We start from the raw sequence: 16,315 nt of genomic DNA, 5'->3' as shown, positions 1-16,315 counted from the left end.
TGCCCCTCAGTCTAAAAAGTCGCGCTGTGCGCCACCTTCTTGTTACTGACAGCACGAACGGGCCGCTGGCAAGGAATCAAAGGTGAACGTGAGGGAGTTCACAAATTGAAGTCTGAAGGCGGGCATAGCGCGGTAACGGGCGTTTGCCGGTGGGTGTGATGCCTGCCGCAAATCCGCATATGGAGGGGCGAAATCTTGAAAAACGGGCAGCTTTTGCCGCCGCTCACGCCGAAATTTTAAGGTGAGAATAACTCTCGTTTAATACTATCGCGGGCAGGGTAACAAACTAAGGGGGCGATAATGACAGTTCTGCATAGCACGGATTTTTTCTCTTCCGGCCGGGTTCCCGTGGCCATTGAGCCGCGGATACCGCAGTCTGCGTTCCCGGAACATCATCATGATTTCTATGAGATTGTTATCGTCGAGCAGGGAACAGGCACCCATATTTTTAACGGGCAGCCGTATACCCTGAGCGGCGGTTCGGTCTGCTTTGTGCGCGACCACGATCGCCATCTGTTCGAGCATACCGAAAACCTGTGTCTCACCAACGTGCTCTATCGCGCGCCGGACGCTTTTAATTTTCTTTCCGGCGTTGACCGGTTGCTGCCGCAGGAGCGGGACGGCTACTACCCTTCCCACTGGCGGGTTAACCCCGATGCGCTAAAGCAGGTACGTCAGTTGATTGCCCGTCTGGAACGGCCCGGCGGCGAAGAGGGAGAGGCCCATGATATCGCCAGCCGGGAAATTATGTTTATGCAACTGCTGGTGCTGCTGCGCCAGAGCTGCCGCAGCGATGGCGATGTCGAAAGCACCGGTCGCCTGAACCAACTGCTCTGCTGGCTGGAAGAACACTTTGCTGAAGAGGTCTGCTGGGAGGCGCTGGCGGACAGGTTTACCCTGTCGCTGCGTACGCTGCATCGCCAGATTAAGCAGCGTACAGGTCTGACGCCCCAGCGCTATCTGACCCGCCTGCGCCTGATGCGTGCGCTGCATCTGCTGCGCCATAGTGAAGAGAGCGTCACGGGCATCGCTTTCCAGTGTGGTTTTGGCGACAGCAATCACTTCTCCACGCTATTTAAGCGCGAATTTCACTGGTCGCCGCGCGATGTGCGTCAGGGGCGCGATACCCAACTTCAGTAACGCGAAGGGTGTCACCCTTTTTTGTGGCGCGGCAGCAGATAATACCTGGCTCCCGATTTCTAAGGAGGCGCCGTGGCCAGTCTGACCCTTCACAAGACGGATTTTTTCGCCTTCCCCGCCCAGCCGGTGGCGGTAGCGGATCGTTATCCTCAGCGCGTCTTTGCCGAACATACCCATGACTTTTGCGAGCTGGTGGTGGTCTGGCGCGGTAATGGGCTGCACGTGCTCAACGGGCGCCCGTATCGCATCACCCGCGGCGACCTGTTCTATATTCGTGCCGACGATCGCCACAGTTACGCTTCGGTTAACGATCTGGTTTTGCAGAATATCATCTGGTGCCCGGAGCGCTTTCGGTTGCCCATCGACTGGAGCGAGCTGATCCCTGACGTGAGGCAACAGCGGGCCTGGCGGCTGAGTAGCCAGGGGATGAGTCAGGGACGTCAGATTATTGGTCAGCTTGAACTGGAAAGCGCCCGGCGCGATACATTGTCGCAGTCGATGGCGGAAACGCTGTTTTTGCAACTATTGCTGACGCTACAACGCCACCGTTATCTGCCGGAACAGATTGACGGCCGGGAAGCCGAAGTCGGCGCGCTGGATAGGTTGATTACTGCCCTGGCGGGCAGCCTGAGCGCCCCCTTCGATCTGGACGCCTTCTGCGCCCTGCATCGGTGCAGCGTTCGCACCCTGCGTCAGCAGTTTCGTCAGCAAACGGGAATGACCGTGGGTCAGTATCTGCGTCAGCTACGCATTTGCCATGCTCAGTATCTGCTGCGCCACACCGCGATGCGGGTCAGCGAAGTGGCAATGCAGTGCGGATTTGAAGACAGTAACTACTTTTCGGTGGTGTTTACCCGGGAAACCGGGACGTCGCCAAGCCAGTGGCGCCAGCGTGAGGAAAGAAGCGCGAGCGAGCCCATGCTCACCCGCGCCTGTCTGTAATGGTATCGTGCGCGCCACGGCGGGCGTTATTTCGCCATGCCCAGGCCAACGATATTGGCGGCGATGATAATCACCACGCAGCCGATACTCAGTACGCCAACCGGGCGGCGCCCCGCGTTGCTCCACTCTTTGAGGATAAGCCCTACCAGACCGCCGCACAGTACGTAGAAGCTCATGTGCAGCATCCAGCTCATATAGTCATACTGGGCCGGAATTTTGGCGTGGCCCCAGGCGTAGAAGAAAAACTGGAAGTACCACATCATGCCGCCCAGCGCGGAAAGCAGGACGTTGGCGATCAGCAGCGGCTTCATCACGGACAGATCCGCTTTCAGTGAAATCCCGGGTACTTTTGCCAGGCGGATGAAGCAGAACCCCAGGTTGATTAGCGCGCCGCCGCCCATAATCACCACGTAGCTGGGCAGCGCGACGTACATGGGGTCGACGCCCAAAGCCGCGGCGGCTTCGTGCATCGGTTTGGCGGCATCCATGGCGAAGGACATTCCGGCAGAGAAAATGCCGCACATCACCGCCAGAATCAGCCCTTTCTTCAGATTGAATTCTTCGGCTTTAATGCCCATCTGGCGCTCTTTCAATTGACCCGCCCGGGTGACGATCGCGACGCCAATCAGCGCCACCAGTACGCCCAACAGGGTCATCTGACCGCCAGGGGTGCCGATCAACACGCCGAATTTTCCGTTCAGAATGGGGGTCATCAGCGTGCCGACAATCAGGGTAATACCGATGGCGATACCGATACCCATCGACATGCCGAGGTAACGCATGGTGAGCCCGTAGTTGATATTGCCGATCCCCCACATGGCACCGAACAGAAACACCGGCAGCAGAGTGGAAGCGTTAAATGAGCCGTAATAGGCCCAGAAATTGGGTAGCAGCGCGGCGCTGATAGCCCAGGGGAGGATTATCCAGGAGACAATTCCGCCCACCGACCACATGGTTTCCCATGACCAGTTTTTGACCTTTTTAAAGGGGGCATAAAAGCAGGCGGCGCTGGCGGCGCCCACCAGATGCCAGAGGATGCCCGTTGAAATCGCGTCGTTCATTTTTTGGTTCTCCCTGGGGGGTGTGGGCATACGCTCGCGGCGTTACCCGTCTGGCAGTCTAAAAAAGAGACGGCCGGAAGAACCTTTACACCGCTGCCGTAATGGTGCTGCGGCTGGCAAAATGATCAGGAATCGCTTGTATGGCTTCACATTTTTACTATCATAACCAAAGGTTATGGTTTAGTTATATGCGCACAAAATGTATGGCATTGATAAACATTTTCAATATCATTTAATTAACTATAATGAACCGAATGCTTACGCGGCATTAACAATTTGCACTCCAAATAATTCGAATTGCAGGAAGGCGGCGGCGCAGCGAATCCCCGGGAGCTTACGTCAGTAAGTGACTGGGGTGAGTGAGGAAAGCCAACGCACATGCAGTTCGGAGTATGACGAGTATGCCGCCCGACAATAAATGGAGAGAAGAGTATGAGCTATACACTGCCATCCCTGCCGTACGCCTACGACGCGCTGGAGCCGCACTTTGACAAGCAGACGATGGAAATTCATCACAGCAAACACCATCAGACCTATGTGAACAACGCCAATGCCGCGCTGGAAAGCCTGCCGGAGCTGGCTGCTCTGCCGGTAGAAGAACTGATTACCCGTCTGGATCAGGTTCCGGCCGATAAGAAAACCGCGCTGCGTAACAACGCTGGTGGTCACGCTAACCACAGCCTGTTCTGGAAAGGTCTGAAAACGGGTACCACCCTGCAGGGCGATCTGAAAGCCGCCATCGAGCGTGATTTCGGTAGCGTTGAGAAATTCCAGGAAGAGTTCGAGAAAGCCGCTGCAACCCGTTTCGGCTCCGGCTGGGCCTGGCTGGTGCTGAAAGGCGACAAACTGGCTGTAGTTTCTACCGCTAACCAGGATAGCCCGCTGATGGGTGAAGCCATCTCTGGCGCTTCCGGCTACCCGATCCTGGGTCTGGATGTGTGGGAGCACGCTTACTACCTGAAATTCCAGAACCGCCGCCCGGACTACATCAAAGCATTCTGGAACGTGGTTAACTGGGACGAAGCTGCAGCGCGTTTCGCCGCTAAAAAATAATCGCGTCTCTTAAGACCAACAAGCGGGCCTTCGGGCTCGCTTTTTTTTGGTCTATTCCCGAAGTATCTCTGCAAAATCGGCAAAGTTCGTTTGGGATAAATAGTTAATTTGTTCTTATCTATTATCTATTGATTTTGTGGTTTTTGACGTATCTTACTCACAATTAGCGTATGGTTAACGTATTTTTAATGAAATTAATCCTAAAAACATTCAAATTTCTAATATTTGTGCCAGGATTTAACTCGTCACAGAAATGACAGCTCAGCCAGGAGGGTGAAAGGATGCAGGGGCAGTTATGGTGACATCACGGTCTGAACCATTATGTAAACACTGACAATGAGTGAGGAAACTATGATGACAGGTAAAGCAGGTGTACAAGCGGAAGCAAACATGATCGAACTGTCGGACGAGATGCTGGACGATGTTTCAGGTGGTTCCGTTTTGAGCACTGTGGTGAGCGTAGCGAAACTGGCAGATAAAGTGCTTAATGGTGTTGGTGACACTGCGGGTGAGGCTGCGGGAACCGTAGGCGATACCGTGAGCGGCATTCTGAAGGGTGTACTGGGCGGACTTTTCGGTTCCTCTTCGAAGTAAGCGTTATTCAGGCGCGTCCTCCGCAGGGAGCAGGAGGACGCCCATCCCACCTTAACCCGCCGTTTCCGCTGGTTCATCGCATCCCTTTTTTATACCCTTCATACTTCAGATAACAGCTATGTATTCAGATGAGGGAGAGAGGATGCATTATCCGGTACAGGTCTATACAGGAAAGGTTCGCGACTATCCGGGCGGGCGCCCCAGCGCTATCGAAAAATATCAGGTTGATGGCGAGCTGACGCTAACGCCGACGGGGCTTTCCGGCGATTGTCAGGCGGAGCAAAAATATCATGGCGGCCCGGATCGCGCGCTGTGTCACTATCCCAGAGAGCATTACGAAGAGTGGGCGCTGGCCTTTCCCGAACAGGCTGAAAGCTTTAGCGCGCCAGGCTTTAGTGAAAACCTCTCGACTCATGGATTAACGGAACACACCGTCTTTATCGGCGATATATGGCGCTGGGGCGAGGCATTGATTCAGGTTACTCAGCCGCGTTCCCCCTGCTTTAAACTCAACTTCCATTTTGGAATTGAGGATTTGTCGCAACTGATGCAGCAAAACGGGAAAACCGGCTGGCTGTATCGGGTGGTTGCGCCGGGTGCGGTGAGCACCGATGCGCCGCTGGAACTGGCATCGCGGCTGAGCGACGTCAGTGTGCATGAGGCGGGGGTTATCGCATGGCATCAGCCTTTCGACGATGAGCAGTATCATCGCCTGTTGAGCGCCGCAGGGTTATCCGCCAGCTGGACGCATATGTTGCAGCATCGCCGGAGTACCGGCGAGATTGAAGATTTTTCACTGCGGCTGTTTGGGCGCTAGCGGCCACTCAAAATTTAGTGCGGGCGAAGCCAGTCATCTCCGTTAGTTCCATTTCGCGGCCCAGCGCGGTCATGGGATGGACGACGATAAGGCCGCGAACGCTCTTTTTCAGCTTCCCCATATCGGCCTGCTCTTTTTTGGTAATGGCGCGGCGAAAGGGCATCTTCATAAGCTTTTGCGCTTCTTTACTGAGCTTCTGGTGACGTACCGCGTTTAGTCGCGCGATCTCGCTTTCCAGCGTGACTATCTCTTTTTCGTTCTGGGCGTATTTTTCCGCGTGTTCAACCAGCGACAGGCCAGCCTGTTGATGGCGCAGGGCATCAAGGCGGTCGCTCAGGCGTTTAATTTCGTTCTTTTCGATCTCTTTTGGCATGGTATTCAGGATAGTTGTGGTCAGACAGGGCGGCAAGGATACATCAGTCAGGGGGCAAGAGGGAAAACCCTTTACTTACTGAACGCTTTTTTTAAGCCGATACGGGCGATCAGCTCAGTGAGGGAAAGCACCATGGTGGAGCGCACGATCTGCTGATAGCGCAGCTTTTGCATGACGGCCAGTTCCGGGTCATCGCCAGGCGGCGGAGGGGCTGGCGGTAGCGCCGATACGCAGTGTAGTTCACCAAAAGGGCCAAGGATTTCGTCATCGGTGAAGGCGTACTCGGTGCCGTCGTGATTCAGCTCCTCGCGTAGCGCCATCAGCAGTTCGCAGTCTTCGTAATCGGCGCGGCCAATCACGCCGAGTCCGTAGATAAGCTTCAGGCGCACCGACATATTGCCCAGCGGGCCGTTGCCGTCAAGCAGTGGTTCAACGGCGTACTTCACCGCATAATCATCTTTTCGAAATACCTGGAGTACCAGCATGTCGACCGCTTCGGTCAGCATTTCCACAGCGGCAATCAGCAGGCTCCTTACGCTGTTGCCGGCATTAAGGCGCTCCAGCACGCGGTTTTCAAAGACCTGGGTTTCTTCCATTTCAGCCTGCATGGTTAGACAAAGACGCCGGGCGCAGTGCGCCCGGAAGCTATTATGCCTGAGCCTGCCAGGCCTGTACCACCTCTGCGACCACGGCGCTTGTGGCATCAAGGCCGGAAATCTGCGCCAGGGTAGCGGCAGGGCCTTTCTCTGCCAGCAACCGGGCCAGCTCCTGGGCCTGGGGATCTTCCGGACTGTGGTAGTGCAGACCAGCGGCGATGCCCTGAACCAGGCTGGCGTGAGGCAGGCCATATTCCAGAGTGCCGAGTAGCGGCTTGATCAGGCGGTCTCCGGCGCTGAGTTTACGGATAGGCTGACGCCCCACGCGCTCGACGTCATCCTTCAGCCACGGATTTTCGAAGCGGCCCAGAATTTTTTGGATATAAGCGGCATGTTTTTCCGGGTCGAAGCCGTAGCGTTTAATCAGCACTGCGCCGCTCTCTTCCATTGCCCCTTTGACAACAGTACGAACCTTCTCATCAAGAATCGCGTCGCGGATCGTTTTGTGGCCCGCATGCTGGCCAAGCCATGCGGTAATGGCGTGGCCGGTATTCAGGGTAAACAGCTTGCGCTCTACAAAGGCCATCAGATTATCGGTCGGCTCCATACCGGGAATCGCCGGTAATGTGCCTTTAAACTGGGTTTTATCAACGATCCACTCGCTGAACGTTTCTACCGTAACCGCCAGCGGATCGCTGTCGGCGGATTCGGAGGGCGGCACGATGCGGTCGACGGCGGAGTCGACAAAGCCGACGTGGGCTTCCACCCAGGCGCGCTCTTCCGGAGCCAGGATGTCAAACAGATGTTCTTTCAACTGTGAGGTGCCGCGCACCATGTTTTCACAGGCGATGATATTCAGCGGCTGGTCGTTACCGGTAGCGTGGCGCTTAGCCAGTCCTTTCGCCAGGGTTGGGGCGATAAGCTTCAGTACCACAGGGCCGACGGCGGTGGTAATCAGGTCGACCTGGGCTATCAAATCTTCAGCCTGTTCACCGCTGCTGTTAACGGCGTTCACGTTGGCTACGGTATCGATCTGCTGCTGCTCTCCGACAACCTGAACCTGATAGCTGTGGCGGGCGTTCAGGGCGTCCAGCACCGTCTGGTTAACGTCGGCAAACGTCAGTTGAATGCCGGCATCCACCAGCAGCTTGCCGATGAATCCACGTCCGATATTACCTGCACCAAAGTGTAATGCTTTCATTGTCTGAACCTTTTTAAATGTTACTGACTTCCTTAATTCCCTCTCCCCGAAAGGAGAGGGAATTAAGGTTACTTTGCCCCCAGCAGATCCAGGACTTCGTCCACGCTGGTGGTGTTTGCCAGTTTTTCGATAACCGACTCATCATCCAGCGCGTTAGTCAGGCTGGTGATAACCTGGATATGTTCGTTATTGCGGGCGGCAATACCGATAACCAGACGAGCCACATCATCGTCGTCTTCGCCGAACAGCACGCCTTTCGGATACTGGCAGAAAACAACGCCGGTCTTCAGTACGCGGTCTTTGGCTTCCACGGTGCCGTGCGGTACGGCGATGGATTCTCCCAGGTAGGTCGGCGTCAGCTTTTCACGCTCGAGCATCGCTTCGACGTACTCCGGCTCGACATAGCCGCCTTTCACCAGTTGCTCGCCGGCAAAGCGAATCGCCTCTTCTTTACTGGCGGCTTGCAGGCCCAGGAAGATATTGCCTTCGCTCAGTTTGAACAGGCGGCTGTCGTCCTGATCGAAGCTGTCTTTCAGGCTACTCTGCACCTTCTCTGCGTTTTCGGTATGGCGCTGTGCGGCGATAAGACGCTGGGTCAGATCGCTGTACATGGCGTTATCCAGGAAGTTGGTCAGCGAAATGTGTTGCGCGTGCGGCGCCTGGCGCATAGCGCGTTCGGTCAGATCGCGGTGGGTAATCACCAGATCCACATCGCCAGGCAGACTGTTGATGGCGCAGTTGGTGACCGAGATATTGCTCAGACCGGCATCCTGAACTTTCTTACGCAGCACCCCGGCGCCCATGGCGCTGGAACCCATACCGGCGTCGCAGGCCACGATAATTTTACGCACGTGGCTCAGGTCGCCCGTCTCGTTAGCGGCTGTTGCGTTACCGCTTTTGGACTGGGCTTTCATATCCTGCATACGGCGGGTAGCGGCGTCGATATCGTCATCTTCTTTCACCTTGCTGGTTTTCAGCAGTACGGCGGAAACGACGAAGGAAACCGCCATCGCAGCGACAATAGCGGCGATATTGGCGAACCAGGCGCCTTTCGGCGTCATGGCCAGCACCGCCAGAATCGAGCCAGGAGACGCCGGGGAAACCAGACCGCCGTCCAGCAGGTTTAGCGTGAACACTCCGGTCATACCGCCCAGGATGACGGCGATAATCAGACGCGGATTCATCAGTACGTAAGGGAAGTAGATCTCATGGATACCGCCCAGGAAGTGGATGATGGCCGCACCGCCTGCGGACTGTTTAGCGCTGCCGCGACCGAAGAACATGTAGGCCAGCAGGACGCCCATCCCCGGCCCTGGGTTGGCCTCAATCAGGAAGAACAGGGATTTACCCATTTCCTGGGACTGCTGAATTCCCAGCGGCGAGAAGATGCCGTGGTTAATGGCATTATTCAGGAACAGAATTTTTGCCGGCTCAACGAAAATAGAGGCCAGCGGCAGCATGTCGTGCGCCACCATAAAGTTAACGCCAGCCGCCAGCAGCCTGGAGAGCACCTCTACTGCCGGGCCGATACCGAGAAACGCCAGAATCGCCAGCAGCATACCGATAATGCCGGCGGAAAAGTTGTTAACCAGCATTTCGAAGCCGGATTTGATCTTGCCGTCGACGGCGGCGTCGAACTTCTTAATGCACCAGCCGCCCAGCGGGCCGGCAATCATCGAGCCAAGGAACATTGGCATATCGGCACCGGCTATCACCCCCATTGTGGTAATCGCACCCACCACGCCGCCGCGCTCGCCGCCCACCAGACGGCCACCGGTATAACCGATAAGCAGCGGCAGCAGATAGGTGATCATAGGGCCTACCAGCTTCGCCAGCGTTTCGTTAGGCCACCATCCCGTGGGAATAAAGAGAGCGGTGATTATCCCCCATGCGATAAACGCCCCGATATTGGGCATGACCATATTGCTGAGAAAACGACCAAAGCTTTGCACTTTGATCTTGATATCGGATGACATATTACACCCCTTATTGTGATGTCGAGCAGGGCACAGCCCGGTGTTTTTCGAGGCCGCATGAGGCGGCGGGGTCGCCGGCCTTTCCGTCCATGACGCGAAATCTGGCACCTAATGGGCAGACTGTCCAGATGTCGGAATTTTTTGTGATATAGATCACTTAATATCAGGGGGGTTTAGGTGTTTTTGAGTGATTGTGATCACAAAAATTGAGGGGGCGAAAATACCAACGATGAAAAAATCATCGTCAAACACCATTTTGTGTGAACTTGGTCACATTTATAAGGATCGTTTTTGTTTGGTTATTGTGATGTTAATCACGATTTATGGCTGTGAATTTCTCCCTATGTGATCGCGATCGTCTGATGTCACGCGATGGCTCGTCAAAAGCGCGATAGCGACGATGGAATAACCTGCCTCTTAATTTTGTCGTACACCATAATGATAGGTGGTCGGCTTAAAGAGGGACGGCGATTATGAAACTGATAGGCAGTTACACCAGCCCTTATGTTCGCAAGATCTCGGTAATTCTGCTGGAAAAGGGCATTGCGTTCGAGTTTGTTAATGACATCCCCTGGGAGGAGACAACGCAGGTACCGGACTACAATCCGCTGGGCAAAGTACCCACCCTGGTCACTGATGATGGGGGCGTCTGGTTCGACTCTTCAGTGATCGCCAGTTATCTGGAACTGCTGGATATTGCACCAGCGATGATCCCGCGGGAGCCGAAACTGGCGCTGTGGGAACGGCAGGTTGAAGCCCTGGCCGACGGTGTTCTTGATGCTGCAGTGCTGCTGGTTCGTGAACGTCAGCGCCCGGCGCCGCAGCAATCTGAAGCGTTTCTGGTTCGTCAGCGCCAGAAAATCGTGCGCGGGCTGGACTGGCTCGAACAGCAGATCAACGAGCAGAAAATTGAGTGCGAACCACCACGGTTGGGCACCATCGCGCTGGGATGCGCTATCGGCTATCTTAACTTCCGACGCATTGCCCCCGGCTGGTGCGCCGAGCGCCCGTTGCTGGTACGCCTGGCCGGAAAGCTCTTTGAACGCGAAAGCTTCGCGCGTACCGAACCGCCAATGCCATAAACGCCGTAAGTCGGATCGTGGGTCCCATTTTTCTTTTTTTTGGCGATAAAGTAACCGCAGAGGGTTGACGAAAAATAGGTATGCGTTGTATGAAATTTAATCATCACATGTGTGTGATTTTTTCTATATCGATGACAAGGAGTCTATTATGTCGAGTTCCATTGCGTACTATAAGGATGGCGTTCCGTATTCTGCTAATGGCTATGTTGTAATTACCATTACCGGGAGACCCGTGTCTCAGATCGGGTGGCCAGGTAGTAATCCCAGAAGTCCCAATCCTGTTTATGTGAACTGGCCTGGTGTAGGTAGTATTCCACGCGGTGGTGGGATCGTTGATTATAACCCTAAAAAACTCCCCTTTACAGGTTTATATTACATGAGAGAAGGGCAAAAGAAGATTGATAATATACTGAACAAAGCGAAGAAAGATTATCCAGATAATGCGGACCTGGTAAAGCATGATGCTAATCGCCTCATTGAAAATTTAAAAAACTCTGATTTCATCAAACACCATGAGATCACGACCGCAGTGAATGTACTACAAACAGCTGTAGATTCATTGCAGGATAATATAGCATTAAAAATAAGTTGGAGTCGGAAGTTGACATAAAATCTAAGGATACGGAAAAGACATTTCAGGATTTTATGAGGAAGTATAAGCTGAAAAAATTTATAAATAAACCATACGATCATGTTGATTTAGCAATAGCAACAACGGGACGATGGCTTCACATTTTATGGGATGAAGTAGTTACTCCTAAATTTAGTGTCGAAATTGAAGCGAAAAATCAGCTTATTACTTATCTTGACCGTGTTAAAGTAATAACTAATGATGTTATTGAGAAAGAAAAAACTCTGATTAATGCAAGGAATGATGTGGAAAGTAAAATTAGAGAGGAACAGGCAGTGAAAAATGCGATAAAATTCACTGCCAATTTTTACAAAGAGTTATTTGAAAAATACGGAGAATACTCGTCTAAAGTAGCACAGATGCTGGCTGCTGAATCGAAAGGAAAAAAATCCGTGGGATTAATGATGCATTGAAATCTTTTGATAAATACAAGGATGTGTTGAATAAAAAATTCAGTGTTGAAGACCGAGTGGCTATCAGTAAGGCTCTGGAGTCTGTTAATCGTGATAATGTAGCGAGAAATCTCGCTAAGTTTAGTAAGGCGTTTGGACATACAGGGAAAATTATCAACGGATATGAAGTTTTTGTTGTTGAGTTACCAAAAGCGATAAAAAGCAACGATTGGCGTCCCTTTTTTGTTAAGGTTGAAAGTATCTTTGCTGGAATGGTGGCGACAGCCATTACTGCTTATGCTTTTAGCATCATTCTGGGGACTCCGATTGGAATATTAGGTTTTGCTTTGATTATGACGTTAGTGAGTTCATTTATTGATGAAAAAGCAATGGAAAATTTCAATAAAATAATTGATGTGTGAAGGTGTAAAATCGGCAATGTGGTTAATTTTCTTTAAGGCTTTAAAATTTTCGTGGTACATGGTGCCGCGGCCTTTTAGGGATTTTTAATCTGGTGGTTTTCATTTTTTTCGATTAGTAGTGATGTACAATAAATATATTGTTCCAAACAATGCTGCGACGCTAAAACATAACCCATAATAGAGTACATATAATCCATTCTTGCCGATGGTGTCTTTGAATATACCTTTGTGCCAAAAATCTTCTTTAGTAAATTTCAATGCGATCAACTCTATGGGCTTTTTCGACAGGGGATAAAGCAGGCAGCTAAATAATGAAACAACCAAGATCCATGTTAATATTCTGTTGTCGTGGTTCTCACTCCATTGATAACAAACTATAGCAAAAAAAATATCCCCCAAAAAATATTTTTAAGATAATATTTTATGTCCATATTTATCATCTACTCCTCATTCGGTTGATATTTTTACCTGATAAATTGATAAGCCTTTCTACTCAACGTGAGGCTAAAGTAGTATGGCGGAGATCATATTCCGGGGCCAGTATATTGTTAAAAAGCATTTCCCATTAATGACGTTGATCGCATCATGCCATGATCTGGCTCTTATGACAGGGGGAAGCCCCCCTGTTAAACTTAGCGCTACACTTCTTCCGGAATGACACAGTCTAATGAGTCAACACGCACTATTCAGCCAGCTGCCCGCGACGGATCGTCTGCTGCGAGAGCCGGCGTTTACGGCGCTGTGCGCCGAATTTGGTCACACCCGACTGGTGGATACTCTGCGGCAGATGCAGGTGGCGGCGCGCGATGAAATACGCGCCGCTCAGCGGCTGCCTGAGTGGAGCGCCGACTGGGCGGCGGAAGCGCTAAGACGCCTGCATAAAGATGAAGAGAGCGCCCTGCGTCCGGTGTTTAATCTGACGGGCACGGTGCTGCATACCAATCTTGGTCGCGCCGTTCAGGCAGAAGCGGCGGTAGAGGCGGTCAGTCGCGCCATGCGTTCTCCGGTGACCCTGGAATATGATCTGGATGACGCCGGGCGCGGCCATCGGGATCGCGCGCTGGCGAAGCTGCTGTGCGAGCTGACCGGTGCGGAAGACGCCTGCATCGTCAATAACAATGCGGCGGCGGTGCTGTTGATGCTGGCGGCCTGTGCGCAGGGCGGCGAAGTGGTGGTTTCCCGCGGCGAGCTGGTGGAGATAGGCGGTGCTTTCCGAATTCCTGATGTGATGCGCCAGGCGGGATGCCAGCTTCACGAGGTCGGCACCACCAACCGCACTCACCTTAAAGATTACCGCCAGGCCATTGGGTCGGAAACCGCGCTGCTGATGAAGGTGCATACCAGCAACTACCAGATTAGCGGCTTTACCAAATCGGTCTGCGAAGAGGAGCTGGCGCAGCTGGGGGCGGAAAGCGATATCCCGGTGGTGGTGGATCTGGGCAGCGGTTCGCTGGTGGATCTTACCCAATACGGTCTGCCCGCAGAGCCGATGCCTCAGCGCCTGATTGCGGCTGGCGTCAGCCTGGTGAGTTTTTCGGGCGACAAGCTGCTGGGGGGGCCCCAGGCCGGTATTATCGTCGGGAAGAAAGAGTTAATCGCCCGCCTGCAGTCGCACCCGCTGAAGCGAGCGTTGCGTGCCGATAAAATGACGCTGGCGGCCCTGGAAGCCACGCTGCGCCTGTATCGCCACCCGGAGAGACTGGTGGAACGTTTACCCACCCTGCGCCTGCTCACCCGTAAACCGGCAGAGATTCAGGCCCAGGGGGAGCGCCTGTTGCCGCTGCTGGCGCCGCACTATCCGGATTTTGAACTGCGGGTGGAGCCCTGCCTGTCGCAAATAGGCAGTGGTTCGCTGCCGGTTGACCGTCTGCCTGGCGCTGCGTTGACCTTTACCCCGCGCTCCGGTCGTGGCAGCGCGCTGGTTCGCCTGGCGGAGCGCTGGCGCGGCGCGGCGCGTCCGGTTATTGGCCGTATCAATGATGGAAAGATGTGGCTGGATTTACGCTGCCTGGAGGATGAGGCAGGCCTGATGGAGATGTTGCAGTCATGATTATTGCCACCGCCGGGCATGTGGACCACGGCAAAACCACGCTATTGCAGGCGTTAACCGGCGTCAATGCCGACCGGCTACCGGAAGAGAAGAAGCGTGGGATGACCATCGATCTGGGTTACGCTTACTGGCCTCAGCCAGACGGTGAGGTCATTGGTTTTATCGATGTGCCCGGGCACGAAAAATTCCTGGCCAATATGCTGGCGGGGGTGGGGGGAATCGACCATGCCCTGCTGGTGGTGGCCTGTGACGACGGCGTCATGGCACAGACCCGGGAGCACCTGGCGATTTTGCAACTGACTGGCCTGCCGTCGCTAACGGTGGCCCTGACCCGGGCAGATCGGGTTAGCGAAGCGCGTATCCGTGAAGTGGAACAGCAGGTGAGTGAACTGGTGACTTCGCTGGGCTGGCCGACGGCATCGCTGTTTGTTACGGCGGCTCCTCAGGGCACGGGTATTGAGGCGCTACGCCAGCATCTTCGACAGCTGGATGGTCGCGAGCATCCCGCCAACCGGCGTTTTCGGCTGGCTATCGACCGTGCTTTCACCGTTAAGGGGGCCGGACTGGTGGTGACCGGGACGGCGCTTTGCGGCGAAGTGAGCGTGGGCGATACCCTGTGGCTGACGGGGATGGATAAGCCGATGCGCGTGCGTGGCCTGCATGCCCAGAACCAGCCGGTGGAAAAGGCTCGCGCCGGGCAGCGTATTGCGCTGAATATTAGCGGCGATGCGGAAAAAGCGGATATTCAACGCGGCGACTGGTTACTGGCGGCGCGCCCCGGCGAACCTTCCGAACGGATTATTGTTCAACTGAGCGGCAACGCGTCGCTCCAGCAGTGGCAGTCGCTGCATCTGCACCATGCCGCCCGCCACATTACCGGGCGGGTATCGCTGCTGGAAGGCGATCTGGCGGAACTGGTGCTGGATACGCCGCTCTGGCTGGCGGATAACGACCGGCTGGTACTGCGGGACATCAGTGCCCGAACGACGCTTGCGGGCGCGCGAGTGGTGCTTCTGAATCCGCCACGGCGCGGTAAGCGTCAGCGGCCATTTCTCGACTGGCTGGCGCAACTGGCGAACGCCCGGGACGACGAGGCCTCCTTCACGGCCTGGCTTCAGCGCGGCGCCGTACCGCTGGCGGCCTTCGCCTGGGCGCGTCAGCTTTCACCAGCGGGCATGATGCAGCTTACCCGGCGCCCCGGACTACTGCTGGCGGGCGATCATGTGTTAAGTCCATCCGTTGCTGCCGTCTGGCAGCAGACGCTGCTGAAAACGCTGGCGCGTTACCACGAGCAGCATGACGATCAGCCGGGGCCGGGGCGTGAACGGCTGCGGCGTATGGCGTTGCCGACGGAAAACGAGGCGCTGGTGCTGGGGCTTATTGAACGGCTGCGCCAGGAAGGACTGGTGGAAAGCCGTCGCGGCTGGCTGCATTTGCCTGACCATAAGCCGGGCTTTTCCGGTGAACAGCTGGCGCTATGGCAGCAGGTTGAGGCGTTATTTGGCGATGAGCCCTGGTGGGTGCGCGATCTGGCCCGGGAAACCAGCCAGGAAGAGCAGGTCATGCGCCAACTGCTGCGGATGGCCGCTCAACAAGGGCTGATCACGGCGATCGTTAAAGATCGCTACTATCGCCACGACAGGATCCGTGCATTCGCAAATCTGGTGCGGGATCTGGATAAGGAACGGGGTACTACCTGTGCCGCCGATTTCCGCGACCGTCTGGGCGTCGGGCGCAAGCTGGCGATTCAGATTCTGGAATACTTCGACCGCATCGGCTTTACCCGGCGGCGCGGCAATGACCATTTGCTGCGTGATAACGGGCTGTTCGATGCCTGATTGCCGTATCTGCTGTCAAAACCTGTTCCTTAACGCTGTATAGATGCTCGCGGCGTTAAGGAATCGGTTAGCATGGCGCGTTCTGCGGCCCTGCCCGATTCACCGACTTCTCCCGTTACGTGACGGGTACCTCTCCTCCATGGACTG

General features: G+C 54.6%; 15 protein-coding genes and 1 pseudogene. 10 read left to right on the top strand and 6 right to left on the bottom strand.

Annotated elements, in window-relative coordinates:
• Positions 1–300: 300 nt before the first annotated feature.
• Together rhaS and rhaR are read left to right on the top strand one after the other, a co-directional pair.
• Positions 301–1,140 carry an HTH-type transcriptional activator RhaS gene (gene rhaS, locus V3W49_RS13895; RefSeq protein WP_500146243.1) on the top strand — a complete coding sequence of 280 codons (840 nt, stop codon included), beginning with the start codon at positions 301–303 and terminating at the stop codon, positions 1,138–1,140.
• A gap of 72 nt (positions 1,141–1,212) precedes the next feature.
• Entirely contained in the window at positions 1,213–2,082 is an 870-nt protein-coding gene (rhaR, locus tag V3W49_RS13890; RefSeq protein WP_500146242.1) for an HTH-type transcriptional activator RhaR, read from the top strand.
• 26 nt (positions 2,083–2,108) lie between these two features.
• Here the strand turns inward: rhaR and rhaT are convergent, their stop codons facing one another.
• Positions 2,109–3,143, bottom strand: a complete 1,035-nt coding sequence (gene rhaT, locus V3W49_RS13885; protein ID WP_500146240.1) for an L-rhamnose/proton symporter RhaT — start codon at positions 3,141–3,143, stop codon at positions 2,109–2,111.
• A gap of 432 nt (positions 3,144–3,575) precedes the next feature.
• Here rhaT and sodA point away from each other — a divergent pair, with 432 nt between their 5' ends.
• The 3 genes from sodA (at position 3,576) to yiiM (ending at position 5,607) form a co-directional block, all read left to right on the top strand.
• Positions 3,576–4,196: a superoxide dismutase [Mn] gene (gene sodA / locus V3W49_RS13880; protein ID WP_138094875.1), complete on the top strand. Its 621-nt coding sequence runs from the start codon at positions 3,576–3,578 to the stop codon at positions 4,194–4,196.
• A gap of 351 nt (positions 4,197–4,547) precedes the next feature.
• The gene (locus tag V3W49_RS13875; protein ID WP_500146238.1) at positions 4,548–4,790 is read left to right on the top strand and encodes a hypothetical protein; all 243 of its coding nucleotides are present in this window, start codon (positions 4,548–4,550) and stop codon (positions 4,788–4,790) included.
• 118 nt (positions 4,791–4,908) lie between these two features.
• Positions 4,909–5,607 carry a 6-hydroxyaminopurine reductase gene (yiiM, locus tag V3W49_RS13870; protein WP_500146237.1) on the top strand — a complete coding sequence of 233 codons (699 nt, stop codon included), beginning with the start codon at positions 4,909–4,911 and terminating at the stop codon, positions 5,605–5,607.
• A 7-nt stretch (positions 5,608–5,614) separates the two neighbouring features.
• Here yiiM and V3W49_RS13865 read toward each other — a convergent pair whose 3' ends face one another.
• From V3W49_RS13865 to V3W49_RS13850, 4 genes are all read right to left on the bottom strand, one after another.
• Positions 5,615–5,980 (bottom strand): YibL family ribosome-associated protein, encoded by a 366-nt coding sequence (locus V3W49_RS13865; RefSeq protein ID WP_500146235.1) that lies wholly within the window; start codon positions 5,978–5,980, stop codon positions 5,615–5,617.
• A 71-nt stretch (positions 5,981–6,051) separates the two neighbouring features.
• Complete coding sequence (gene mtlR / locus V3W49_RS13860; protein ID WP_500146234.1) at positions 6,052–6,588, bottom strand: mannitol operon repressor MtlR; 537 nt, start codon at positions 6,586–6,588, stop codon at positions 6,052–6,054.
• A 40-nt stretch (positions 6,589–6,628) separates the two neighbouring features.
• Positions 6,629–7,777 carry a mannitol-1-phosphate 5-dehydrogenase gene (mtlD, locus tag V3W49_RS13855; protein ID WP_500146232.1) on the bottom strand — a complete coding sequence of 383 codons (1,149 nt, stop codon included), beginning with the start codon at positions 7,775–7,777 and terminating at the stop codon, positions 6,629–6,631.
• Between the two features lie 68 nt (positions 7,778–7,845).
• The gene (locus V3W49_RS13850; RefSeq protein WP_500146231.1) at positions 7,846–9,753 is read right to left on the bottom strand and encodes a PTS mannitol transporter subunit IICBA; all 1,908 of its coding nucleotides are present in this window, start codon (positions 9,751–9,753) and stop codon (positions 7,846–7,848) included.
• A 473-nt stretch (positions 9,754–10,226) separates the two neighbouring features.
• Between V3W49_RS13850 and V3W49_RS13845 the strand changes: the two genes are divergently transcribed.
• From V3W49_RS13845 to V3W49_RS13835, 3 genes and pseudogenes are all read left to right on the top strand, one after another.
• A complete protein-coding gene (locus V3W49_RS13845) occupies positions 10,227–10,835 on the top strand; it encodes a glutathione S-transferase (protein WP_500146230.1) in 609 nt (202 codons plus the stop codon).
• A gap of 148 nt (positions 10,836–10,983) precedes the next feature.
• Positions 10,984–11,445 (top strand): hypothetical protein, encoded by a 462-nt coding sequence (locus V3W49_RS13840; RefSeq protein ID WP_500146229.1) that lies wholly within the window; start codon positions 10,984–10,986, stop codon positions 11,443–11,445.
• Between the two features lie 35 nt (positions 11,446–11,480).
• A pseudogene (locus V3W49_RS13835) lies at positions 11,481–12,280 on the top strand (colicin-like pore-forming protein).
• Positions 12,281–12,379: 99 nt separating this feature from the next.
• Here the strand turns inward: V3W49_RS13835 and V3W49_RS13830 are convergent.
• A complete protein-coding gene (locus tag V3W49_RS13830) occupies positions 12,380–12,679 on the bottom strand; it encodes a colicin E1 family microcin immunity protein (protein WP_500146227.1) in 300 nt (99 codons plus the stop codon).
• A 268-nt stretch (positions 12,680–12,947) separates the two neighbouring features.
• On the opposite strand from V3W49_RS13830, the gene selA reads away from it, so the two are divergent.
• On the top strand, positions 12,948–14,330 hold the full coding sequence (gene selA / locus V3W49_RS13825) for an L-seryl-tRNA(Sec) selenium transferase (RefSeq protein ID WP_500146225.1): 1,383 nt from the start codon (positions 12,948–12,950) through the stop codon (positions 14,328–14,330).
• Positions 14,327–16,168 (top strand): selenocysteine-specific translation elongation factor, encoded by a 1,842-nt coding sequence (selB, locus tag V3W49_RS13820; RefSeq protein WP_500146223.1) that lies wholly within the window; start codon positions 14,327–14,329, stop codon positions 16,166–16,168. Before selA ends, selB begins: the two co-directional genes overlap by 4 nt.
• Positions 16,169–16,315 lie beyond the last annotated feature (147 nt).

It is taken from the genome of Rosenbergiella sp. YN46 (genome assembly GCF_036620675.1).
In the GTDB taxonomy this organism is placed as follows: Bacteria; Pseudomonadota; Gammaproteobacteria; order Enterobacterales; family Enterobacteriaceae; genus Jejubacter.
Note: the sequence above shows the minus strand (reverse complement) of the source record. Positions and strands in the feature narration are given on the sequence as shown.